Below are 23,529 nucleotides of genomic sequence, written 5' to 3'. Positions count from 1 at the left end.
TCGTGCTCACCTGCTCGCGCGCTCCCGCGCCAGCGCCTGCCGTACCGCGTCCCCGACGCCCGGAGGCACGAGGTCGTCCACCGGGCCGCCGTGCCGGGCCACGTCCTTCACGAGCGACGAGGCGACGTGCAGCAACGACGCCTCCCCGGCGACGAAGACCGTCTCCACGCCGGCCAGGTGCCGGTTCATCAGCGCCATGGGGAGCTCGGCGTCGAAGTCCGCGCCTCCCCGGAGGCCCTTGACGACCGCCGTCGCGCCGATCTCCCGGCAGAAGTCGACGAGGAGCCCCGGGACGACCTCGACGCGCACCCCGTCCAGGCCTGCCTGCTCGACGGCCCGGCGGGCGAGGACGACGCGCTCGTCGGCGCTCAGGAGCGTGTTCTTCGCCGCGTTGCGGGCGACGCCGACGACGACCTCGTCGAAGAGGGCGCGGGCGCGGCGCACGATGTCGAGGTGGCCCAGGGTGATCGGGTCGAACGACCCGGGACAGACGGCTGCGGTCACCTCGTCACGGTAGTACACGGGTCCCGGCAGGCCGGGACCGACGCACCGGGCCACGTTGCCCGCGCGGCCAGGCTCCGCTCCGACCGACACGTGCCGGTCTGCGCGTCCGGGCCTGCGCCACCCGACCTGCGCACCGTCGCCCGGAGCGGGACGATGGCCGCATGAGCGCGGACGGCACGCACCCCCGCGGCGCCTCGGGTGCCGGCGCGCGCCCGGGCGACCCGGGCGTCGTGCCGCTCGACACCCCCGAGCTCGTCGCGTCGCTCCACCGCGACGTCCTCGTGCCCTCGTTCCCCCCGGCGGAGCTGGTCGACGCCCCGACGTTCCTCGCCGAGCACGCGTCCGGGCGGCTGCGGAGCCTCGGCGTCGTGGAGGACGCCCGCGTCGTCGCGGGCGTGGTCGGCGCCTGGTCGCCGTCCGCGCGCACCCTCCTCGTCCAGTACCTCGCGATCGCCCCCGGCCGACGAGGCGGCGGGATCGGCGGCCGGCTCCTCGACGCGGCGGTCGACGCGTGGTCGCGCGAGCTCGGCCCGGAGCTGGTCCTCGCGGAGGTGGAGCATCCCGCCCACCACGCGACGAGCGCCGCGCACGGCGACCCCGCCGCGCGCCTGCGCTTCTACGCGCGACGCGGTGCCCGGGTGCTGGCCGTCCCGTACTTCCAGCCGGGCACCGGACCGGGAGCGGAGCGCGTGCCGGCCCTCCTGCTCGTCGCGCTCCCCCACCGCGGCGGCAAGGACGCCGCCGGTCTGCCCGACGCGGTCCCGGCCGGCCCGCTGCGCGCGTTCCTCGAGGAGAACCTCCGGGCGGGCGAGGGCCGCGTCGCCGGCGACGGCGCGACCCGGGCGCTGCTCGACGCCGCGCGCGGCAGCGTCCCGCTGGTCGACCCCGCCGACGCGGACGCGCTCGCCGCGGTCCCGGTGGGTCTCCTCGCCGACGACGAGCGGCGTGCGCCCGGCACCTGAGGTGGTGGTTCGTGGGGTCGACGGCCCGCGCGGGCTCGACGGCCCGGTCGGCGCGGCGCCTCAGCCCGTGGCCGCGGTCGCCTCGTCGTCCGGGACGACCGGTCCCGTGAAGAACACGGCCGTCTCGCCGTACTCCTTGCGTGCCAGGAGCTCCCACCCGGCGGGCCACGTCGGCTCGGCGCTGCGGGCCGAGCGCTCCACGACGACGACGGCCGCGGCGTCGAGCACCCCGGGAGCGGCGAGATGGTCGAGCACGCGGTCGAGCGCGTCCGGCGCGAGGTCGTACGGCGGGTCGAGGAACACGAGGTGGAAGGGCTCCCCGGCGGCACCCGGCTCCGCCGCGGACGCCGCGGCGAACGCCTCTGCGGACCGGGCGACGACCCGCACGTCGCGCAGGCCCAGGGTCGCGACGTTGCGCCGGGCGACCTCGACGGCGACGCGCGCGGAGTCGACGAGCGTGACCTCGCGCGCCCCCCGGCTCGCCGCCTCGAGGCCCAGCGCGCCGGAGCCGGCGTAGAGGTCGAGGACGCGCGCGTCGTCGACCACGCCGTAGTGGTCGAGCCGCGAGAAGATCGCCTCGCGGACCCGGTCGCTCGTGGGCCGCGTGCCCCGCGGTGGGACCTGCAGGGTGCGTCCGCCCACGGTCCCCGCCACGATCCTCGTCACGCGCACAGCCTAGCCAGGCGCGCGCTCCGCGCGGTCGCGACCAGGTCGCGCTCGTGCCGTCCGCGGTCGGTCACGCGCGCTCGAGGAACTCCTCGCGCTCGGGGTCGAGCTGGGTCGCGATCGCCGCGCGCAGGGCGGGGTGGTGCTCGAGGAGCGGGTCCTCTCCGACGACCGCCGCGGCGTCCTCGCGCGCCGTCGCGATGACGTCGGCGTCCTTGACGACCCGCAGGAGCTTGAGCGAGCTCGCGCGACCGGACTGCGCGGCCCCGAGCACGTCGCCCTCGCTGCGCAGCTCGAGGTCGACCGTCGCGAGCTCGAACCCGTCCGTGGTCCGCGCGAGCGTCTCGACGCGTGTCGACGCGGGCGTCCCGGGCTGCGCGGTCGAGACGAGGAGGCACAGACCCGGCGCGGACCCGCGCCCGACGCGGCCGCGGAGCTGGTGGAGCTGCGAGATGCCGAACCGGTCCGCGTCGTGCACCACCATGACGGTCGCCTCGGGGACGTCCACGCCGACCTCGACGACGGTCGTCGACACGAGCACCTGGACCTCGTCGCTCGCGAAGGCTGCCATCACGGCGTCCTTCTCCACCGGCGGCATCTGACCGTGCAGGACCCCGACCGCGACGCCGGCGAGCCGCGGGTGCGCGCGCAGCTCGTCGGCGACCTCGAGCACCGCGCGCAGCGGCGCGCGCTCGACCGCCGTCCCGTCCTCGAGGAGGAAGTCGGGCACCTCGTCGATGTCGTCGCCCTCCGCGCCGGCGCGCGGCGCGTCGGTCCCGGGCTCGTCCGGGTGGATCCGGGCGCAGACGACGTACGCGCGGTGGCCGGCGTCCACCTCCTCGCGCACGCGGGCCCACGTCCGGTCCATCCAGGCCGGGTTGTCCGCCGGGACGACGTGCGTCGTGATGCCGGCGCGGCCCGCCGGGATCTCCGTGAGCGCGGACGTCTCCAGGTCGCCGAACACCGTCATCGCGACGGTCCGCGGGATGGGCGTCGCGGTCATCACGAGCAGGTGCGGGCTCGTGCGGGCCTTGGCACGCAGCGCGTCGCGCTGCTCGACGCCGAACCGGTGCTGCTCGTCGACGACCACGAGGCCGAGGTCGGCGAACTGCACGTTCTCCGAGAGCAGCGCGTGCGTGCCGACGACGATCCCCGCGGCACCGCTCGCGGCGTCGAGCAGCGCCTCCTTGCGGGCCGCCGCGCCGAGCGACCCCGTGAGGAGCGCGACGCGCGTGCCGTGCTCCGCCCCTCCGAGGAACCCGCCCTCCGCGAGCGGCCCGAGGAGCGTGCGCAGCGTGCGGGCGTGCTGCGCCGCGAGCACCTCGGTCGGCGCGAGGAGCGCGGCCTGGCCGCCCGCGTCGACGACCTGGAGCATCGCGCGCAGGGCGACGACGGTCTTGCCCGACCCGACCTCGCCCTGCAGGAGCCGCTGCATCGGACGGGGCCGGGCGAGGTCCTGGGCGACCTGCTCGCCGATCTCGCGCTGGCCCCGGGTGAGCTCGAAGGGCAGCGCGGCGTCGAGGTCGGCGAGGATCCCGGGCTCGCCCGGCGCGCGCGGCGGCCGCGCCGTCGCCGGCTCCGCCTCGGCGCGCGCCCGACGCGCCGCGAGCGCCGTCTGGAGGACGAACGCCTCCTCGTAGCGCAGCCGGTCGCGACCGCGCTGCCACTGCTTCTCGTCGTACGGCTCGTGCACGTCGCGCAGCGCCTCGAGGCGCGTGCCGAACCCGTGCCGCTCGCGCACGGCGTCCGGCAGCGGGTCCGGCACGTCCTCCTCGCGCAGCGGGTCGAGCACCGTGCGGACGGCGGGCTGGATCTTCCAGCTCGGGATGCTCCCGCTCGCGGGGTAGATCGGGATGGGCCGGCTCGCCTCGAGCACGGCGCTCTCGGTGTCCTCGGCGTCGTCGTCCATGCCGATGATCCGGTAGTCCGGGTGCGCGAGCTGGCGCGCACCCCGGTAGACGCCGACGACGCCGGTGAAGAGACCGAGCCGGCCGGGCGCGAGCCGCTGCTCGTGGTAGCGCAGCGCGCCCGGGCCCTTGGCGAAGAACGTCAGGGAGAGCTGCTGCGGGCCGTCGGTGACGACCGCCTCGAGGATGGCGCCGGCGCGGTTGCGCATGCGCCGCACGGTCGCCGAGCGCACCTGCGCGACGATCGTCACGTGCTCGCCGAGCGCGAGCCCGCCGAGGTCGGTGAGCGTGCCCGGGTCGCCGTACCGGCGCGGGTAGTGGCCCAGGAGGTCGCCGACGGTGTGCACGCCGAGCTTCGCGAGCGCACCGGCGCTGCGCGTCCCGAGCGCCTTGGCGAGCGGCTCGGCCATCCGGTCCGTCATCCCGCGACCCCTCCCGCGTCGGGGCCGGCGACGCCCGGCGGCTCCGCGCCGAGGGTCACCCGGCCGCCCGTCCGGCCCGACCGGAGCACGACGGCCTCCGTCCCGTCCGCGGACGCCCGCCCCACGAGCGCGTCCAGCACCGCCGGCGCGACGTCGTCGTCGGCGAGCACCGTGAGGATCTCGGTCGGCCCGGCGAGGACGTCGTCGAGACCGGCACCGAGCCGCGCGGGCAGGTCGGCGCCGGAGGGGTCGCGGACGTCCTCGACGACGACGGCCCGCACCGCCGCGGCCGCGCGGCGCGCCGCGTCGACGCCGGTCCCGTCGCCCGTCGCACGCAGGTCGACGAGCTGCGTCGCGGCGAGCGCGACGACGACGTGCAGGTCCGTCGGGGCGTCGAGCACGTCGAGCCGCTCGACCCCGTCGGCCCGGGCTGCCGCGCGGGCGTCGGCCACGACGTCGTCGCCGAGATCGGTGCCGGGGACGAGCGCGACGTGCTGCGCACCCGTGTCGACGACGACGCGGTGCAGCGCGGCGGCGTCCACGGGGTCTCCCGGCTCGCGCAGGAGCACGACGGCGCCCGCGCGCGCGAGGTCCGCGACGAGGCCCGGCGCCGTCGTCACGGCGACGAGTCCGACCCGGCCCGCACGCGCCGCGACGGCGTCCCCTCCGGACCCCTCTCCCGCGGCGGCTCCTGCCGCGGAGGGGCCGGCAGGCCGCTGCCCCACGTCGTGACCGGAGCCGGGAAGGTGCCGGACGCGCACCTGGCGCAGCGACGCGCCGCCGGGCGGGAAGACCCGCAGCGCGTCCCGGCCGGCGGCGACCGCCGCGACAGCGTCGTCGGTGTGGACGTGCGCCTGCCAGAGGCCGCCGGGGCGGGCGGCTCCGTCCGGACCGGGAGGGTCGTCGTGCTCGCCGACGGTCCGCCCCCCGACCACGACGACCGAGTCGCCGACGGCTCCGAGCGCCCTCCGCAGACGACCGGCGACGTCGACCGGGCCTCTCCCTGCGCCCGGGGACGACGGGACCGGGCGCGTCGCCTCGACGACGTACATGACCTCGAGCTCGCCTCCCCCGCCCGGCCCGGCACCCGGCGCGTCCGGGCTCTGGTCGGCGCCGCGGAACGGCACCATGCCCGACATCATGTCGAGCACCTCCGACACGACGTCGCGCGCCGGACCGCCGTCGGCCGACGGGACCTCCCGGCCGAGGGCGACGCGCAGCGCCCCGAGGAGGAGGGTCAGGCCGAGTGCGCCCGCGTCGAGCACGCGCGCACGTGCGAGGACGTCGAGCTCGCCGCTCGAGCGCAGCGCCGCGGCGCGGGCGCCGTCGTGCGCGGCGGCCGCCACGACGACCGGAGCGGCGTGCTCCCCGGCGTCCGGGGACGGGCTCGCGGCGTGGGCCGCGCGCGGGCTCGCGGCGTGGGCAGCGGCACGGGCCGCGTCGTCCGCCGCGGTGAGGATGGTGCCCGGCAACGGCTGGGCGACCGCTCCCCGCGCCGTGCGCGCCGCGGCGGCGAGCGCCCCGGCGAGCGCAGGACCCGTCACGGTCCCGTGCGGGGCGAGCGCGACGGCCAGTCCCCGCAGGTACTCGCTGAGGATGACCCCGGAGTTCCCCCGCGCGCCCACGAGCGCGCCCCGCGCGAGCCGGACGAGCAGCTCCCCCGCACGCGCCTCGGCGGGGGCCGCGAGGGCGGTGAGGGCACGCGTCGCGTCGAGGAAGGTGAGGTACAGGTTCGTCCCCGTGTCGGCGTCGGCGACGGGGACGACGTTCACCCGGTCGAGGGCCGACCGTGCCTCGCCGAGCGCTGCCACCCCGCCGCGGGCCCAGGCGAGGACGTCCGCGGCGTCCATCGCGTCGGGACGGTGGCTCACGTCGGTCGGGCTCCTCGCTGGTCGGTCGCTGCTCGGCAACACCGTAGTCTCTGCTCCGGGACCCGGCCGCGGGGGCCCGGCCGCGGGAGCTCATTTGAGCAGACACCACCCGATCGGCTACCCTGAGGAGGTTGCCCGGGTGCTTCGCGCGCCACAAGCCGTACGACCTCGTCGTCCGTGCCCCACACCGTGCGAGCCACCGAGCAGAACCCACAGACCATTCACTACGTCGCGGCTGCCTGCGCGCGACGTGCACGACGATCAGGAGAAACCGTGGCTGCCAACTGCGACGTCTGCGGCAAGGGCCCGGGCTTCGGGCACAGCATCTCGCACTCCCACATCCGCACGAAGCGCCGCTGGAACCCGAACATCCAGCGCGTCCGTGCCGTGGTGTCGGGCACGCCCAAGCGCCTCAACGTGTGCACCTCGTGCCTCAAGGCCGGCAAGGTCACGCGTCCCGCCTGATCGCGAGAACGCCTCCACGGAGCGCCCGTCGGCCCTGCCGGCGGGCGCTTCGTCGTCCCCGGACCCGGATGACCGGCGCGGCCGGCCCGCTCCCGCCCTGGCCGCCGGATGCGGAGATCTCCTGGAGGTCGGGACAAACCGGTTTGGCGGAAACGCCGCCCGATGGCAGGCTTTGTCCATGGTGACGGAACTGAGCGAGGTAACCATCCGCCCCGCCCGCCCCGGGGACGCGAGCGCGATCGCCGCGGTGCACGTGGCGTCGTGGCGCGGTGCGTACGCGGGGATCGTGCCCGACGAGTACCTGGCCTCGCTCGACGTCGACCAGCGCGAGAAGCACTGGGTCGACAGCCTCTCGACGCCCGGCGCGCGCACGTGGCTCGCGGACGCCGACGGCCGGACCATCGGCTTCGCGACCCTCGGCCCCAGCCGCGACGAGGACGCCGACGTCGGCGACCTCGAGATCTACGCCATCTACCTCGACCCCGAGTCCTGGGGACGCGGGGTCGCGCGCGACCTCATGCGCACGCTGCTCGCCGACGTTCCGCCGGGCGTCGTCGTGACGCTCTGGGTCCTCGAGGACGCCGAGCGAGCGCGCCGCTTCTACCGCCGCCACGGCTTCGCGCCCGACGGCGTCGACCGTCGCGACGACATCGGCGGCAGGGACCTCACCGCCGTCCGCTACCGCCGGAGCTGACGCCCGCCCGCGTCCCGGGCGGCGCACGCCCCACGGCCGCCGTCGGCGGACGACCCCGCGTGCTCACGCGCCGAAGTGGTCCCACCCCGTCGCGCGGTCCGGCCGTCCGCCGTCGACCGTGACGCGCGGCCCGTCGTCGTCCGCGCCGCGCACGGTCCCGACGGCCCGGAACGGCTCCGGCAGCGCCGTGCCCGCCGGGAACGTCGCGAGCAGCGCGTGGTCCTCTCCCCCGGCGAGCACCCAGTCGTCGACGACGACGCGCCACCCGTCCACGCCCGCCGCGACCGCCTGCGGGCTGACGCCCTCGGCGGCGGCCACCAGCGCCGGGCCGCGCAGCGCGGCGCGGTCCGCGTCCAGCGCGCTGCTCGTGATGTCGATCCGCACGCCGCTCGCGCGAGCGATGCGGCCGGCGTCGCGCAGGAGCCCGTCGGAGACGTCCATCATGGCCGTGGCCCCGGCGTCGGCCGCGCGCGGACCGGCCGTCAGCGGGGGGTCCGGCCGCAGGTAGGCGTCGGTGAGCCACGGCTCGGGGCGTCCCGTCGAGAGCAGGTCGAGGCCTGCCGCCGACCGGCCCACGGTCCCCGCGAGCGCCACCACGTCCCCGGCGCGTGCGCCGGACCGCAGGACGGGCGGGCGCCCCTCGAGGTCGCCGTGGACGGTCACGGCCACGACCACCTGGTCGCCACCTGACAGGTCGCCGCCGACCACGGCCGCGCCCGCCGGCGTGCACGCGGCGGCGAGGCCGCGCGCGAGCCCCGTCACCCACTCGACGGGGAGGTCGCCCGGCATGACGAGCGAGACGACGAGGGCCGCGGGCCGCGCGCCCATGGACGCGACGTCGGCGAGGTTCTGCATCGCCGCACGCCACCCGACGTCGTACCCCGTCGACCACCGGCGCCGGAAGTGCCGGTCCTCGACGAGCACGTCGGTCGACACGACGTAGCGGCCGTCGGGCGCCGCGACGACGGCGCAGTCGTCTCCGGGGCCGACGATGGTCGTCGGCGCGGCGGGCAGGAGGGGGAAGATCCGGGCGAGGAGCTCCTCCTCGGCCACGTCGCGGACCAGCAGGGGCGTCTCGCTCACGCCGCCACCCTAGCCGTCGCCGCACGGCGCAGGAGTCCCCGCGGCGGGCACGTCGCCGCCGACGGCACAGGTCCCGAGCAGGGCCGGGAGACGGCTACCGTGGTCGCGTGCCCGGAACCACCCCTGCCCGACCCACCTCCTGCCCGCGTGCCGCACGCCGCCGCGCGCGCCGTGCCGTCGTCCTCCCCGTGGTCGCCGCCGTGACGGTCGCGGCGAGCGCGTGCGCCCCCCGCATCGGCGTCCCCGTCGCGGACGACGCCGCGAACCCGCTGTGCGCCGACGTCGTCCTGGCCGTGCCCGAGGCGCTCGCCGAGGACCTGCCCAAGGTCGGCACGACGAGCCAGGCGACCGCCGCGTGGGGCGAGCCGGGCGCCGCGGTCACGCTGCGCTGCGGGGTCGAGGTCCCCGGGCCGACGACGACCGCGTGCCAGAGCGTCGAGTCGACGTCCGGGACCGTGGACTGGCTCGTGGCCGAGGACGGCGAGGGCACGTGGACCTTCACGACCTACGGCCGCGACCCGGCGGTCCAGGTCGTCGTGCCTCCGGCCGTCGCCGCGAACCACTCGACGTCGTTCGTGGCGGACCTCACGCCCGCGGTCCTCGAGGTCCCGCAGACGCGCGCGTGCGTCGGCGCCGGCGACGCCGGCTGACGCCCCGCCGAAGCGCCGTGGGGCGGCCCGCGGGGCTCAGCGCAGGCCCGTGGGCCGTTCGAGGGCCAGCGCGATGAGCTCGTCGATGAGGTCGGGGTAGGCGAGACCGGACCTCTCCCACATGCGGGGGTACATCGAGAACGGCGTGAAGCCGGGCATCGTGTTGATCTCGTTGACGACGACCTGCTCGTCCGCGGTGACGAAGACGTCGACGCGCGACAGCCCTTCGGCCCCGACCGCCTCGAACGTGCGCACCGCGACGTCCTGGACCTCGGCGACGACGTGCGGGGGCAGGTCGGCCGGGCACGACAGCTCGACGCCCGCCTCGTCGAGGTACTTGGCCTCGAAGTCGTAGAAGGCGTGGTCCGCGCCGGTCACGACGATCTCCCCGGGCAGCGACGCCCGGGGGCGGCCGCCGTCCCGACCGCCGAGCACCGCGCACTCGATCTCCCGGCCGACGACGCCGGCCTCGACGAGCACCTTGGGGTCGTGCCGCTGCGCCTCGGCGATCGCGGCCGGGAGGTCCGCCAGGTCGTCGACCTTGGAGATGCCGAGGCTCGACCCGGCCCGCGCGGGCTTGACGAAGACGGGCAGGCCGAGGCCGGCGACGGTCTGCGTCCACGCGTCGGGGTTCCGCTCGAACTCGCCGGGCCGGATCACGGTGTACGGCGCGACGGGCAGGCCCTGGCCCGCGAGCACGAGCTTCATGAAGTGCTTGTCCATGCCGACCGCCGACGCGAGCACGCCGGCGCCGACGTAGCGCACGTCCGCGAGCTCCAGGAGCCCCTGCACCGTCCCGTCCTCGCCGTACGGACCGTGGAGCAGCGGGAAGACGACGTCGACCTCGCCGAGCTCGCGCGGGATCTCCCCCGGCGCGAGCACCCGCACGCCGCGACGGTCCGTCGCGAGCGGGAGCACCACCTCCTCGCCGGTCGCCTCGACGCGCGGCAGGCGGCCGTCGGCGATCTCCCAGCGCTCGGGCTCGTCCGCTGCGAGGACCCACCCGCCGTCGGGCGTGATGCCGACCGGGACGACGTCGTAGCGGGTCCGGTCGATCGCCCGGAGCACCCCGGCCGCCGTCGCGGCGGAGACGGCGTGCTCGCCGGAGCGGCCCCCGAAGAGGAGCAGGACGCGGATCCTGCGGGGCGTGGCGGAGGCCGCGTCCTGAGCCCGGTCGGGCTCGGCGCTGTGCGGGGAGGGCTGCTGGCTGGACATCGCGGACGACCCTACCGGACCCGCGTCCTCCGCCAGGCGCCCTCCGCGGCGAGGGTCTCCCGTCGAGCACGGGAACGAATCGGAGGGCCGCCGCGTTGGGGTCGTTCGTGGAAGAGATGACTCTCGAGGCCCCCGCGGCCGACGACCCCGACCATAGTCCCGGCCGCACCGGCCCCGGCGACAGGACGCGACACCGCGTCCGCGACGACCGGAGGACGGTGCGGGCCCGGTGATGACCTTCCTGTCCCTCCTCCTCGGACTCCTCGTGGTCCTCGCGATCACCGCCGCGACGGCGTACTTCGTCGCCCAGGAGTTCGCCTACATGACCGTCGACCGGTCGCGGCTCGGTGCGAAGGCCGCCGCGGGCGACGAGTCCGCGCGGCGCGCGCTCGCCGTCACCCGGCGCACCTCCTTCGTCCTGTCCGGCGCGCAGCTCGGCATCACGGTGACCGGGCTGCTCGTCGGCTACGTCGCCGAGCCGCTGATCGGCGAGTCCCTCGGCACCATGCTCGGCGGTGTCGGCGTCCCGAGCGGCGTCGGTGTCGCGGTGGGCACCGTGCTCGCCCTCGTGCTGTCGACCATCGTCCAGATGCTCTTCGGCGAGCTGTTCCCGAAGAACCTCGCCATCGCACGGCCCGAGCCGCTCGCCCGCGGGCTCGCCCGCTCGACGACCGCCTACCTGACGGTGTTCGGCTGGCTCATCGCCGTGTTCGACAAGGCGTCCAACGCGCTCCTGCGCCTGCTGAGGATCGAGCCCGTGCACGACGTCGACAGCACCGCCACGGCCCGCGACCTCGAGCACATCGTGGCGGAGTCGCGCGAGAGCGGCGACCTGCCCGACGAGCTGTCCGTGCTCCTCGACCGGATCCTCGACTTCCCCCACCAGGACGTCGAGCACGCGATGATCCCGCGCTCGCGGGTCGGGACGGTCCGGCCGGAGGCCACGGTGGCCGAGGTCCGCGAGCTCATGGCGCACGCGCACACGCGCTACCCCGTGGTCGACGACACCGACCAGCCGCTGGGCGTCGTCCAGCTCGCCGACCTGCTCGCCACCCCCCTGCCCGACGACGCCCCGGTGACCGCGCTCATGCGTCCCGCGGTGGTCCTGCCCACGGTGATGATGCTGCCCGACGCGCTCGCGCAGCTGACGAGCACGCGCAACCAGCTCGCGTGCGTGATCGACGAGTACGGCGGCTTCACCGGCGTGCTGACGCTCGAGGACCTGGCCGAGGAGGTCGTCGGCGAGATCACCGACGAGCACGACCCGGAGCAGCCCGTCACCGTGACCGCGGAGGACGACGACGTGTGGGTCATGGGCGGCGACGTCCACCTGGACGAGGCGGAGCGCGCCATCGGCCACGACCTGCCGCGCGGCGACCACGAGACGGTCTCCGGACTGCTCATCGCGCAGCACGGGGCGCTGCCCCGGGCCGGCGAGACGATCGAGGTCCCGCTCCCCCTCGACCCGGCCGACCTCGTCCACGACGAGCCGGTCACCCGCTGCCTCGTCGTCGACGTCCTGTCGGTCGAGCGCCACGTCCCGCACCTCGTGCGGGTCCGGCTCGAGGAGCACCGCGGCGGGGCTCGGAGCCACCAGACGACCACCGAGGAGGAGACCCGATGAGCAACCCCGGGGTCGTCGTCGCGGCGACCGTCGCGATCATCGCGCTCAGCGCGTTCTTCGTCGCCGTGGAGTTCGCGCTCCTCGGCGCCAAGCGGCACCGGCTCGAGGACGCCGCGGCCACGAGCCGCGCGGCCCGGGCGGCCCTGCGCAGCTCGAACGAGCTGACGCTCCTCATGGCCGGCGCCCAGCTCGGCATCACCGCGTGCACGCTCGCGCTGGGCGCGATCACCAAGCCGGCCGTGCACCACTGGATCACGCCGGTGATCGAGACGTGGGGCGCCCCGCTGTGGGTGGCCGACGTCGCGGGCTTCGTCCTCGCGCTGATCGTGGTGACGTTCCTGCACCTCGTCATCGGCGAGATGGCGCCGAAGTCGTGGGCGATCGCCCACCCCGAGCGGTCGGCGACGCTCCTCGCGCTGCCGATGCGCGGCTTCATGTGGGCGTTCCGCCCGCTGCTGCGCTGGCTCAACGCGCTGGCCAACCGGTGCGTGCGCGCCGTCGGCGTCGAGCCGGTGGAGAACGTCGAGGGCGGCGGGCAGGACCCCGCGACGCTGCGCCACCTCGTCGAGCACTCCGCGAACGTCGGCGCGCTCGAGGCCTCGTACCGGGCGCAGATCTCCGGGGCGATCGAGCTCGAGACCCTCACGGTGGACGCGCTCGTCCCGCCCGGGGCCACGCTCACGTCCGTCCCGTCGGACGCCGACGCGGCCGCCGTCCGCGCTGCCTCCGCCCGTTCCGGGCACCTGCGCATCCTCCTGCAGAACGGCAGCGCCGTGCCGCGCGTCGTCCACGTGCGGGACACGCTCCTCGAGCCGGACGACCGGCCCGCTCGTGAGCTCACCCGGCCGGGCTTCGTGCTCGAGTCCGGCACGACGGTGCACGCCGCGCTCGCGCGCATGCGGGAGTCGAGCGAACAGCTCGCCATGGTCATGGACGGCGACCGGTTCGTCGGCGTGGTGACGCTCGCCGACGTGCTGCGCCGGATCCTTCCGCATCCGGACGAGCCGGCCGTGGTGCTCTCCGCCTGACGCCGGAGGGCGTGACCGAGGGCCCCGGCGGCACGGACCGCCGGGGCCCTTCGTCGTGCGCCGACACGCCACCCTTCCTCTTGACGAGGGAAAACCCTTTCCTTAGCCTGCGAGGAGTCGTGCACACCGACGTGCACGACCCGACAGGAGAAGCGGACCGACGACCCCGGGGCGACGTGGCGACACCCACCCGACCCCGCACGACCCGCGGCGCGACGGTGCGCACCATCCGACGAAGTGGAGCAGACGATGACGTCTACGCAGTCGAGACGGCGAGGCAGAGCGGTCCTCTCGCTCTCCCTCGCGACCGTCCTGGGGGCGACCCTCCTCGGGCCGCCGGCGGCCGCCGAGGTGGCCGACGAGGAGTTCAGCGAGGTCCTGAGCTTCGAGACCTACGAGCGCAGGGCGCTGACGGGCCAGGACGGGTGGTCGGCCTCCACGGCGGCCCAGGTCGTCGCCGACCCGCTCAACGCGAACAACCAGGTCCTCGAGATGGTCGGCGGGGGGCAGAGGGCCCATCGCGCCGTCCCGGGGATCGCCGAGGGCGACACCGGGACCGTGTTCTTCCGCTTCATGCGGACGGGGAGCGTCGACACCTCGTTCGGCATCACGGACGTGGACGCGCCGTCCGACTACGTGAACAGCCGCGCCTACGTCAACAACCAGAACAACGACGTCATGCTCGTCCGCGACGGCGGGGGGTTCAAGCCCGCCGGCGTGTGGTCGCGCGACACCTGGCAGTGCGTGTGGATCGTCGCCGACAACGCCGCGGACAAGGTCGCGGTCTACAGCCAGGGCGGCCCGTACGAGGACGTCACACGGCTGCCCGAGGGCACCGAGCAGCTCTTCGGGTTCCGCCAGGCCGTCACCGGGGCCCTCGACCGGTTCTTCTGGATCAACGGCGCGAGCAGCGCGGGACGGCTCATGCTCGACGACGTCGCCGTCGACACCGCGGGCGAGAACCTCGCGATCCCCACGGGGAACCCCGCCGACTGCGCCGCGGGCGGCACCACGCCGAGCGAGCCGCTGCTCAACCCGCTGCCCGACCCCGCTCCCTCGGCGCTGGGCATCGAGGTCACCGAGCTCGCCCAGCTGCCCGCGTCGACGACGACGCCCGCGACCCAGGACCAGCGCCTGGTGCGGCACAACCGCATCACGCACCTCGACGAGATCCCCGACGGGTCGGGGCGGCTGATGGTGCCCGACAACAACGCCGTGCTCTACACGGTCGACAAGGACTCGGGCGAGCACGTGCCGTACCTGGACGTCCGGCAGGCGTTCCTCGACAACTTCCACAACAGCGCCGGCCTCGGCACGGGCCTCGGCTCGGCCGAGTTCCACCCGGAGTTCGCCGAGAACGGGAAGTTCTACACGGTCCACACCGAGGCGGGCACCGCGCTGACGCAGGACACCCCGGACTTCCCGGGCTACGGCAACACGGCCTTCCACAGCGTCCTCACCGAGTGGACCGCGACGGACCCGTCCGCCGAGGTCTTCGCGGGCACGAGCCGCGAGGTCCTGCGCGTGCCCTTCGCCGGACGCGTGCACACCGTCCAGCAGATCGCGTTCAACCCGACCGTCGAGCCGGGCGACCCCGACTACGGCAACCTCTACGTCCTCGTGGGCGACGGCGGCAACGGCGTGGGCAACGGCAACCCGCAGAACCTGGCGACCCCGCAGGGCAAGGTCCTGCGCATCGACCCGCTCGGCGACGACAGCGCCAACGGGCGGTACGGCGTCCCCGACGACAACCCGTTCCTCGACGAGCCGGGCGCGCTGCCCGAGATCTACGCCGTGGGCCTGCGCGACCCGCACCGCATCAGCTGGGACCCCGAGGGGGACCACACGATGTACCTGGGGCACATCGGCGAGTGGCAGGTCGAGTCCGTCTACGCGGTCGAGCCCGGGGACAACTTCGGCTGGTCCGTGCGCGAGGGCTCCTTCGTCGCGGACAACCGGCAGATCTACCCCCTGCCGGCGGACGACGCCGAGCGGTTCGACTTCACCTACCCCGTGGCGGCGTACGACCACAACCGCGACCCCGGGCAGACCGGCGACGCGGGCGTCGCGCTCAACGGCGGCTTCGTCTACCGCGGCGACATCCCCGAGCTGCAGGGCCGGTACCTGTTCACCGACCTCGTGCGCGGCTGGGTGCTCGCGACCGAGGCCGACGAGATGGTGCGCAACGACGGCGACATCGCGGACCTCGCGGAGATCGAGCACCTGCGGGTGTTCGAGGACGGCACCGAGACGACCTTCCAGGACCTGGTCGGCGACCGGCGGGTGGACCTGCGGTTCGGGTCGGACGCCGACGGCGAGCTGTACCTGATCTCCAAGGCGAACGGGAAGATCTGGAAGGTCACCGGCGCCCGGCACGCGGGCGCGTCGTCGCCCGTCGCCCTGCCGGAGCTCGCCCCGAACCTCGTCGCGCACTACGACTTCGACCACCCGGCCGAGGGCGCGCCCACGTGGGAGGCCGACCAGGGGTGGTCGGGCACCGACATCGAGCTGGTCAACGGCGGCGTCGAGATGCGCGTCGCGGACCGGGCCTACCCGGGTGCGGGCGAGGCGCTGCAGACCCAGCAGATGAGTCCGCTCACGTCCTCGAACGACGACTGGAAGGCCGGGGTCTACGACGCCGCGGGCGTCGACTCGCTCGGCGCCTTCGCCGGCACCGAGGAGATCTCGGTCATGGGCTGGTTCAAGCCCACCGGCGAGCACCCCGCGCCGAACTCCGGCACGGCGAACCCCGACGACCGGTACAACGCCATCGGCCTGGCCGGTGTGCTGACGGGGACCTCCGACGGCCACGCGGTGCGCGCGCTCCTCGAGGTCATCACCGTCGACGGCGAGCTCAAGCTGGTCGCCCTCGGCCGGCGCGTCGACGGCGCGGGGTCGTGGACCTTCGCGGCCGACCTGCCGTGGGACCAGATCCTCGAGCGGAACACGTGGGTCCACCTCGCAGCGACGTTCGACTTCGCGGGCGGCGAGATGAAGCTCTACATGAACGGCGAGGAGCTCGCCGGCCGGTACACGGCCGCCAACCCCTGGGGGGCGGGGGCCACGTCCCCGACCGACCCGGCGGGGCTCAAGATCGGGGGCAGCTTCCCGCAGGACACGCGCGAGGCCAACCCGTTCCACGGGCGGATGGACGACCTCATGTTCCTCGACACCGTCCCGACGCCCGAGCAGGTCGCCGCGCAGTACGCGCTGTTCGGCGCCGAGCCCGTGGAACCGCCCGCACCGCCGTCGTGCGCACCCGCGGGCGAGCAGATCACGGACGTCATGGGGGCCGAGAGCTGGGCTCCCCGGACGCCGGCCAAGTGGCAGTTCCCGGGCGAGGAGATCGTGCTCGCCGAGGTCGGGGACAACCCGAACGACGGCATCCGGCGGCCGTTCGAGTACGCCGTGCTCACCGACGGGCCCGCGCTGGGCTCGTTCGCGCTCGACGCCGAGGTACGTCTCGACGCTCCCGCCTCCGTGAACAACCGGGACGTCATCGTCGTCTTCGGGTGGCAGTCGGACACGGAGTACTACTACGCCCACCTCTCGCAGGACAACACGATCTACGCCCACAACGGGATCTTCAAGGTCGACGGCAAGGACCGGGAGCGGATCGACGACCAGTGGGACGGGGCGGTCGGCGCGCCGCCTGCGGTCACCGACGAGGAGTGGCACGACGTGCGCGTCGTGCGCTGCGCGGACAGCGGGGACATCGCCGTCTACGTCGACGGGCTCGACGACCCGCTCCTCACCGCGAGCGACACGACGTTCGCCGAGGGCCGCGTCGGGTTCGGCTCGTTCGACAACACCGGCCGCCTGCGCGACCTCACGGTCACGGCGGCCGAGGAGCCGGCCGAGATCGCGCTGGACGTCCAGGTGTCGCCGCGCTGCCTCGCAGGTCGCACGTACCTCGCGGTCGCCGCGACGAACGCGAGCGACGTGCCGGCGGACGTGACGCTCTCGACGGCGTTCGGCAGCCGGACGGTCGCGGACGTCGCACCCGGGGCGTCGGCCTACCAGGCCTTCGCGGTCCGGGCGCCGTCCCTCGCGGCCGGGTCCGTCACGGTCACGGCCGAGGCGACCGTCGACGGCGAGGAGGTGTCGTCGGAGGTGGTCGTGGAGCACGGCGCGCACACCTGCGGGTGAGGCCCGCCTGACGTGAGGGGGTGTGCGCGGGTGCCCGCGCGCACCCCCTCCGCCGTGGGACCGACCTCGATGTCCCGGCCGTGGACGCCCGGACCGTCAGCCGCGGCCGGCCGGGGGCGCCGTCGAGTCGCGCACGACGAGCGCGTGGCCCGTCGACCGGCGTCGGGGCCGGGCCGACGCCGGCCGCAGCGCCAGCTCGAGGGCGGCCGCGCCGATCTCGCTCATGGGCAGCCGTACCGTCGTCAGTGCCGGCGCGAGGTCCTGGGCCACCTGGATGTCGTCGAAGCCCGTCACGGACACCTCCTGCGGCACGGCGGTCCCCCGCTCGCGCAGGACGGAGAGGACCCCTGTCGCCATGGCGTCGTTGAGCGCGAGGATCGCCGTCGTGCCGGGGTGGTCGTCGAGCAGCCGCCGCGTCGCGTCGCGGCCGCCCTCGCGGGTGAACGGCGCGTGCGCGACGGGCAGCGCATCCGGGTCGAGACCGTGGCGCGCGACGGCCGTCCGGATGCCCGCGAGCCGGTCGGCGATCGTGGTGAGGTGGGCGGGGCCGGCCGCGACCGCGAGGCGGCGGTGGCCGAGCCCGAGGACGTGCTCGGCGATGCTCTCCCCGGCGGCCTCGTTGTCGGGCAGCACGGCGTCGCACCGCAGGCGGTGGCGCCCGACGACGACGACACGGCCGCCCGACTCCTCGAACGCGGCCAGCTCGCGGCCGGACTCGTCCTCCATCGTGGGGTCCACGTACCCGGACCCGGCGAGGACGACGGCCCCGACCCGGTGCGCGCGCAGGAGGCGGATCTGCGCCAGCTCCGCCGCCGGCTCGCGCTCGGTGTGGCTGATCTGCACGCTCCACCCGTGCTCGCCCGCGACGCGGACGACGCCGCTGGCGATCTCGGCGAAGTACGGGTCGCCGATCTCGTACACGATGAGGCCCGCGACCGACGTCCTGCCGCCGGCGAGCGTGCGGGCGTGGAGGTTCGCGACGTAGCCGAGCTGCGTCGCGACGGTGCGGACGTGCGCCGCGACCTCCTCCGACACGCCCACGCTGCCCGAGAGCGAGCGCGACGCGGTCGCGAGGGAGACGCCGGCCCGCTGGGCCACGTCAACGAGACGTGGCGAGCTCCGCTCCCGGACCGGACGACCCTCTCCCCGCACAGCCACTCCGATCGTTCGCGGGCCGGCCGCCCGACCGCCGCGGCTGACACCTCGTTGTGACGCTTGCCACAAGCGCTGTCGACAGCGTACTGTGACGAAAGCGCTTACGAAAGCGCTTCCGTACACCGAGGTACGGGTGAGTTCCTCACTACGACGAGGTAGGGAGACCCAGTCCCATGTCTTCACGGTTGCCCGCACGCACCGCACGCACCGCCCGCCGCCGCGCGATCGCCGTCGCCGCCGGTCTGTCCACCACGGCCCTGGTCCTGACCGCCTGCTCCGGCGGCGGCGGAGGAGACGGAGGCGGTGGGTCGGAGGACGACCCCATCGTCGTCGGCATCTCGCTCCCGCTCACCGGCGACTTCTCCGAGCCGGGCAAGGGCGTGCAGCGCGGGTACGAGGCCTGGGCCGAGTTCGTCAACGAGGACGGCGGGCTGCTCGGCCGCCAGGTCGAGCTGAAGATCCTCGACGACCAGTCGAACGCCGACCGCGTCGTGCAGGACTACGAGGCGCTCATCGCCCAGGACGAGGTCGACCTCGTGTTCGGCCCGTTCTCGACGCGCCTCGTGGTGCCGAGCGCCCGTGTCGCCGAGGAGTACGGGATGCTCTTCGTCGAGCCGGCGGGCGCGGCCAACGAGGTGTTCGAGCAGGGCTTCGAGAACCTTTTCTACGCCGCCCCGGCCATCGCCGACGACCACTACAACTACCTCGCGGACCACATCCTCGCCATGCCCGAGGGCGAGCGCCCGCAGACCGTCGCCGTCGCCGCCATGGACGACCCGTTCGCCCAGGGCACCGCGTACGGCCTGCGCGACAAGCTCGCGGACGCGGGCCTCGACGTCGTGGTCGACGAGGTCTACCCGCCGAACACGACCGACTTCTCGTCCATCGCCGCGAAGATCAGCGACTCCGACGCGGACATGGTCATCGGCGGCACGCAGTACCAGGACGCGGTCAACCTCATCGTGGCGCTGCAGCAGCTCGGCTACCAGCCCGACCTCGCGGCGTTCTCGACGGCTCCCACGAACCCCGAGTTCGCCTCCGCCATCGGCTCCAAGACCGAGGGCATCCTCTCGCCCACGGGATACACCGAGACGGCGAGCTGGCCCTCCAACGTCGACTTCGTCGAGCGGTACACGGAGCTGCACGGCAACCCGCCCGGCGAGGACGAGGCCAACGCCTACACGACCGGGCAGGTCGTCGCCGCAGCCGTCGAGGCCGTCGGCTGCGCGGAGCAGGGCGACTGCCAGCAGGAGCTGATCGACTGGCTGCGGGACAACGAGGTCGAGACCGTCGTCGGCCCGCTCACCTGGGACGAGACGGGCAAGCCGCAGGGCGCCCACCTCATCCAGCAGTACGTCGACGGCGAGATCCAGATCGTCCTCCCCGAGGACACCAAGGAGGCCGACTTCATCTTCCCGAAGCCGGCCTGGTGATCCCCTCGTGACGCTCACACTCCTCTTCCAGAGCCTCGTGCTCGGCGTGCTGCTGGGAGGGCTCTACGCCCTCCTGGCAGCGGGCCTGACCCTCTACTTCGGCGTGATGCGCGTCGTGATGATCGCCCACTCGGCGTTCCTCATCCTGGCCGCGTACCTCGCCTGGTTCTTCAACCAGCAGACGGGGATGGACCCGCTCCTGTCCCTCGTCGTCACGGTCCCGCTCTTCTTCCTCATGGGCGTGGGCATGCAGCGCCTGCTCATCACCCGGCTGCGGCCCGCGACGCTCACGATGATGTCGGTGCTCCTGACGTTCGCCGTCGCGCTCTTCATCGAGGGCATGATCGGGTTCGTCTGGAGCGGCACCCAGCGGCGCATCCAGCTCCCCTACTCCGGGGCGAGCATCGAGTTCTTCGGCGCGCGGATCGCCGTCGTGAAGCTCGTCGCGTTCGCCCTGGCCGCCCTCTCGCTCGCCCTGCTGTACGTCCTCATGAAGCACAGCCGGTTCGGCCAGGCGCTGCGCGCCACGATCCAGCACCGCGAGGCGGCGCAGCTCGTCGGCATCAAGACCGACCGCGTCGCGGGCTTCGGCTTCGGCCTCGGCCTCGCCACCGCGGCGATCGGCGGGACCGCGCTGTCGCTCGACGCGACCATCTACCCGTCGCTCCACTGGCACTGGATCGGACCGCTCATGGCGATCATCGTCGTCGGCGGTCTGGGCTCGATCCCGGGGGCGGCCGTCGCCGCGATGGTCCTCGGCATCGGCCAGAGCCTGCTCCAGGTGCCGCTCGGCACGACGTGGGCGCAGACCATCTTCTACGTCGCGCTCTTCGCGACGCTGATGCTGCGGCCCCAGGGATTCTTCGGAGGTCGCCTTGCGCAACGCTTCTGACACCCGTCCCGCGAGCCCGCCCGGGGGCCCTGTCGCCCCCGGAGCGCGCGGCCCGCTGCCCGACGGCGCCGGCCCGGCCACCGCTCCCGCCCCGCCCGCGGCGCGGCGACCGTGGGGTCGCGTCGTCCGCCTCGCCGCCCTCGCCGTGGGCGTCGCGCTCGTCCTCGCCTTCCCGACGATGGCGCCCAACGCGTACATCCTCTCGGCCGGCATCGTCGTCGCGTGCTACGCCTGCACGGCGACCGCCTGGAACTTCATGGGCGGGTTCACGGGCTACGTCTCGCTCGGCCACGCCGCGTTCTTCGGGCTCGGCGCGTACGGCACGGGCATCCTCATCCGCGACCTGGGCCTGCCGAGCTTCGTGGCCTGGCTCCTCGCGGGCCTGCTGGTCCTGCTCATCACCATCCCGCTCGGCATCGCGGCCCTGCGGGTGCGCGGCGCGTCGTTCGTCATCGTGTCGATCTCCTTCGTCCTGATCCTGCTGCTCGTCTTCCAGGCCTGGGGGTCGTTCACGGGCGGCTCGGACGGGCTCGTGGTCCCGCGGCCGTTCCCCGACCTGCTCCGGCCCGAGCACCACCGCGTGTTCTTCTACCTGTTCGCCGCGCTCCTCGCGGTCATGCTGGTCTGCTGGTGGATGATCGACCGCTCGCGCTTCGGCACCGGCCTCAAGGCGGTGCGCGAGGACGAGGACAAGGCCCAGGCCCTCGGCGTCCCGACGCGCAACTACAAGCTCGTCGCGTACGTCGTCTCGGCCACCTTCACCGGCCTCGCCGGCGGCATGTACGCGCTGTGGTTCGGCGACCTCGACCCGATCTTCCAGTTCTCCATCATGCTGGGCTCGTACATGGTGCTCATGGCGCTCTTCGGCGGCGTCCGGCACCTCTACGGCCCCCTGCTCGGCGCGGTCGTCGTCGGCTTCGGCCTCGAGTACTTCAAGCTCGAGTTCGGCGACACCCAGTTCCACCTCGTCGCCACCGCCCTGCTCCTCGGCATCGTCGTCCTGTTCATGCCGGACGGGATCATCCCCGCGGCCCAGGCGCTCCTCAAGCGTCTCGGTCCGCAGGACTCCTCGATCCGCGAGATGACCGCGGCCGACCTCCTCGAGCACAACCGCGCGGCGTCGGCCTCGACGGCGACCAGCACAGACGGCGACCCGGCCGCCGGAGCCGCGGCAGACGCCGTCGGGCACCAGCCGCGGCACGCGGAGGGCGCCGTGCCCACCGAGGGTCCGGGAGAGGACGAGGAGGACGACCGATGACCACCACGACAGCGCCACCCGAGGTCCGGAACCTGGAGACCGTCGGGCTCACCAAGTCGTTCGGCGGCGTCCACGCCGTGCGCGACGCGACGGTGACGTTCCAGCACGGGAGGATCAACGCGCTCATCGGCCCGAACGGGTCCGGCAAGACGACGTTCTTCAACTGCGTGACGGGAATGATCAAGCCGGACTCCGGCACGGTCACGTTCCGCGGCGAGGACATCACGCGCAAGGCGCCGCACAAGATCGCGCGGGCGGGGATCGGGCGCAGCTTCCAGCTCTGCCGGATCTTCCCGCGCATGACCGTGCTCGAGAACATGCTCGTCGCGGTCCGCCGGACGCGCGTGCGCGAGCTCCTCGCGGGCGCGCGCAACGCGGAGGAGATCGACAAGGCGCGCGCGCTGCTCGTGCGCGTCGGCATCGACCACCTGGAGAACGCCGAGGCGCGCAACCTGTCCTACGGGCAGCAGAAGCTGCTCGAGCTCGCGGGCGTCCTCATGGGTGATCCCGACACGATCATGCTCGACGAGCCCGCCGGCGGCGTGAACCCGGCGCTCATCGGTCGGATCGGGACGCTCGTGCAGGAGCTCAACGCCGAGGGCAGGACCTTCCTCGTCGTCGAGCACAACATGGACATGGTCATGAGCCTGTCCCACCACGTCATCGTGTTCGACCGGGGTCGGCCCATCGCCGAGGGCTCCCCCGCCGTCGTGCAGTCCGACCCGCGAGTCCTGGAGGCCTACCTTGGTGTCTGAGCCGACCCCCGCAGCGGGGGCGCAGCAGGAGTACCTCCTCGAGCTGGACGACATCCAGGCCGGCTACGGCCGCGCGGCGATGGTCCTGCGCGGGCTGACGATCAAGGTCCCGGCGTCGACGGTCGTGTGCCTCGTCGGCCCGAACGGGGCCGGGAAGTCGACCGTGCTCAAGGTCGCGAGCGGGCTGCTCAAGCCCCGGTCGGGCCGCATCCTCGTGGGCGGCCAGGACGTCACCGGGCAGGGCCCGCAGGAGATGCTCTCGTCCGGGCTCGCGCACGTGCTCCAGGGGCACAGCGTGTTCCGCGAGATGACGGTGGCGGAGAACGTGCTGCTCGGCGCCTACACGCTGCGCGACAAGCAGCAGGTCGCGGAGCGGGTGGCGTTCGTGCAGAACCTCTTCCCGATCGTCGGCGAGCGGTGGAAGCAGCTCGCCGGCCTGCTGTCGGGAGGGCAGCAGAAGCAGGTCGAGTTCGCGCGCTCGCTCATGGTGAGCCCGCGGGTCGTGCTGCTCGACGAGCCGTCGATGGGTCTCGACCCGAAGACCACGGCCACGGTGTTCGAGCAGGTCGTGCGGATGCGCGACGCCGGCGTCGCCGTCCTGCTCGTCGAGCAGAACGCGCGGCGGGCGCTCGAGACCGCCGACATCGGGTGCGTCCTCGACCTCGGGCGCGTCCACATCACGGGCCCGGCGCCCGAGCTCCTCGCCGACCCGCAGCTCTCCGAGCTCTACCTCGGCGGGCGCCCGGGCGAGCGCGCCGCGTCGGCGAACGGGTGAGCGCGGCGGCCTGACGGCGGG

Annotated in this window: 19 protein-coding genes; 12 read left to right on the top strand and 7 right to left on the bottom strand. The window is 74.4% G+C overall.

Annotated features, from left to right (window positions below; all coding sequences use genetic code 11):
• Positions 1–6 precede the first annotated feature (6 nt).
• On the bottom strand, positions 7–504 hold the full coding sequence (coaD, locus tag ACWPWV_RS13170; RefSeq protein ID WP_454043422.1) for a pantetheine-phosphate adenylyltransferase: 498 nt from the start codon (positions 502–504) through the stop codon (positions 7–9).
• Between the two features lie 161 nt (positions 505–665).
• Here coaD and ACWPWV_RS13165 point away from each other — a divergent pair, with 161 nt between their 5' ends.
• Positions 666–1,466: a GNAT family N-acetyltransferase gene (locus ACWPWV_RS13165; RefSeq protein WP_454043421.1), complete on the top strand. Its 801-nt coding sequence runs from the start codon at positions 666–668 to the stop codon at positions 1,464–1,466.
• 60 nt (positions 1,467–1,526) lie between these two features.
• Here ACWPWV_RS13165 and rsmD read toward each other — a convergent pair whose 3' ends face one another.
• The 3 genes from rsmD to ACWPWV_RS13150 form a co-directional block, all read right to left on the bottom strand.
• The gene (gene rsmD, locus ACWPWV_RS13160) at positions 1,527–2,132 is read right to left on the bottom strand and encodes a 16S rRNA (guanine(966)-N(2))-methyltransferase RsmD (RefSeq protein ID WP_454043420.1); all 606 of its coding nucleotides are present in this window, start codon (positions 2,130–2,132) and stop codon (positions 1,527–1,529) included.
• A gap of 70 nt (positions 2,133–2,202) precedes the next feature.
• Entirely contained in the window at positions 2,203–4,461 is a 2,259-nt protein-coding gene (locus tag ACWPWV_RS13155; protein WP_454043419.1) for an ATP-dependent DNA helicase RecG, read from the bottom strand.
• On the bottom strand, positions 4,458–6,332 hold the full coding sequence (locus ACWPWV_RS13150; protein ID WP_454043418.1) for a DAK2 domain-containing protein: 1,875 nt from the start codon (positions 6,330–6,332) through the stop codon (positions 4,458–4,460). Before ACWPWV_RS13150 ends, ACWPWV_RS13155 begins: the two co-directional genes overlap by 4 nt.
• 273 nt (positions 6,333–6,605) lie before the next feature.
• Here ACWPWV_RS13150 and rpmB point away from each other — a divergent pair, with 273 nt between their 5' ends.
• Both rpmB and ACWPWV_RS13140 read left to right on the top strand, forming a co-directional pair.
• Positions 6,606–6,797, top strand: a complete 192-nt coding sequence (rpmB, locus tag ACWPWV_RS13145; protein ID WP_251151694.1) for a 50S ribosomal protein L28 — start codon at positions 6,606–6,608, stop codon at positions 6,795–6,797.
• 178 nt (positions 6,798–6,975) lie between these two features.
• Complete coding sequence (locus ACWPWV_RS13140) at positions 6,976–7,491, top strand: N-acetyltransferase family protein (RefSeq protein WP_454043417.1); 516 nt, start codon at positions 6,976–6,978, stop codon at positions 7,489–7,491.
• A 63-nt stretch (positions 7,492–7,554) separates the two neighbouring features.
• Here the strand turns inward: ACWPWV_RS13140 and ACWPWV_RS13135 are convergent, their stop codons facing one another.
• Entirely contained in the window at positions 7,555–8,574 is a 1,020-nt protein-coding gene (locus ACWPWV_RS13135) for a thiamine-phosphate kinase (RefSeq protein WP_454043416.1), read from the bottom strand.
• Positions 8,575–8,681: 107 nt separating this feature from the next.
• On the opposite strand from ACWPWV_RS13135, the gene ACWPWV_RS13130 reads away from it, so the two are divergent.
• Positions 8,682–9,224: a DUF3515 family protein gene (locus ACWPWV_RS13130; protein WP_454043415.1), complete on the top strand. Its 543-nt coding sequence runs from the start codon at positions 8,682–8,684 to the stop codon at positions 9,222–9,224.
• A 36-nt stretch (positions 9,225–9,260) separates the two neighbouring features.
• Here ACWPWV_RS13130 and ACWPWV_RS13125 read toward each other — a convergent pair whose 3' ends face one another.
• The gene (locus tag ACWPWV_RS13125) at positions 9,261–10,439 is read right to left on the bottom strand and encodes a D-alanine--D-alanine ligase family protein (RefSeq protein ID WP_454043414.1); all 1,179 of its coding nucleotides are present in this window, start codon (positions 10,437–10,439) and stop codon (positions 9,261–9,263) included.
• Between the two features lie 232 nt (positions 10,440–10,671).
• Between ACWPWV_RS13125 and ACWPWV_RS13120 the strand changes: the two genes are divergently transcribed.
• The 3 genes from ACWPWV_RS13120 (at position 10,672) to ACWPWV_RS13110 (ending at position 17,240) form a co-directional block, all read left to right on the top strand.
• Positions 10,672–12,063, top strand: a complete 1,392-nt coding sequence (locus ACWPWV_RS13120) for a hemolysin family protein (RefSeq protein ID WP_454043413.1) — start codon at positions 10,672–10,674, stop codon at positions 12,061–12,063.
• Entirely contained in the window at positions 12,060–13,091 is a 1,032-nt protein-coding gene (locus tag ACWPWV_RS13115; RefSeq protein ID WP_454043412.1) for a CNNM domain-containing protein, read from the top strand. Before ACWPWV_RS13120 ends, ACWPWV_RS13115 begins: the two co-directional genes overlap by 4 nt.
• 249 nt (positions 13,092–13,340) lie before the next feature.
• Positions 13,341–17,240: a PQQ-dependent sugar dehydrogenase gene (locus ACWPWV_RS13110; protein ID WP_454043411.1), complete on the top strand. Its 3,900-nt coding sequence runs from the start codon at positions 13,341–13,343 to the stop codon at positions 17,238–17,240.
• A 96-nt stretch (positions 17,241–17,336) separates the two neighbouring features.
• On the opposite strand, the gene ACWPWV_RS13105 is transcribed toward ACWPWV_RS13110, so the two are convergent.
• Positions 17,337–18,338, bottom strand: coding sequence for a LacI family DNA-binding transcriptional regulator (locus tag ACWPWV_RS13105; protein WP_454043410.1), 1,002 nt, complete (start codon positions 18,336–18,338; stop codon positions 17,337–17,339).
• Positions 18,339–18,568: 230 nt separating this feature from the next.
• Here ACWPWV_RS13105 and ACWPWV_RS13100 point away from each other — a divergent pair, with 230 nt between their 5' ends.
• From ACWPWV_RS13100 to ACWPWV_RS13080, 5 genes are read left to right on the top strand one after another with little or no spacing between them, the layout of a single operon-like run.
• A complete protein-coding gene (locus tag ACWPWV_RS13100) occupies positions 18,569–19,828 on the top strand; it encodes an amino acid ABC transporter substrate-binding protein (protein ID WP_454043409.1) in 1,260 nt (419 codons plus the stop codon).
• A gap of 7 nt (positions 19,829–19,835) precedes the next feature.
• On the top strand, positions 19,836–20,720 hold the full coding sequence (locus ACWPWV_RS13095; RefSeq protein ID WP_251151710.1) for a branched-chain amino acid ABC transporter permease: 885 nt from the start codon (positions 19,836–19,838) through the stop codon (positions 20,718–20,720).
• Positions 20,704–21,978, top strand: a complete 1,275-nt coding sequence (locus ACWPWV_RS13090) for a branched-chain amino acid ABC transporter permease (protein WP_454043408.1) — start codon at positions 20,704–20,706, stop codon at positions 21,976–21,978. Before ACWPWV_RS13095 ends, ACWPWV_RS13090 begins: the two co-directional genes overlap by 17 nt.
• Positions 21,975–22,733, top strand: coding sequence for an ABC transporter ATP-binding protein (locus ACWPWV_RS13085; RefSeq protein ID WP_454043407.1), 759 nt, complete (start codon positions 21,975–21,977; stop codon positions 22,731–22,733). The genes ACWPWV_RS13090 and ACWPWV_RS13085 overlap by 4 nt, the downstream gene beginning before the upstream one ends.
• Positions 22,726–23,508, top strand: a complete 783-nt coding sequence (locus ACWPWV_RS13080) for an ABC transporter ATP-binding protein (protein ID WP_454043406.1) — start codon at positions 22,726–22,728, stop codon at positions 23,506–23,508. The genes ACWPWV_RS13085 and ACWPWV_RS13080 overlap by 8 nt, the downstream gene beginning before the upstream one ends.
• The last annotated feature ends 21 nt before the right edge of the window (positions 23,509–23,529 follow it).

The organism is Cellulosimicrobium sp. Marseille-Q8652 (genome assembly GCF_965112045.1).
The sequence above is the reverse complement of the archived record's forward strand: the minus strand, read 5'-3'. Positions and strand labels throughout refer to the sequence as shown.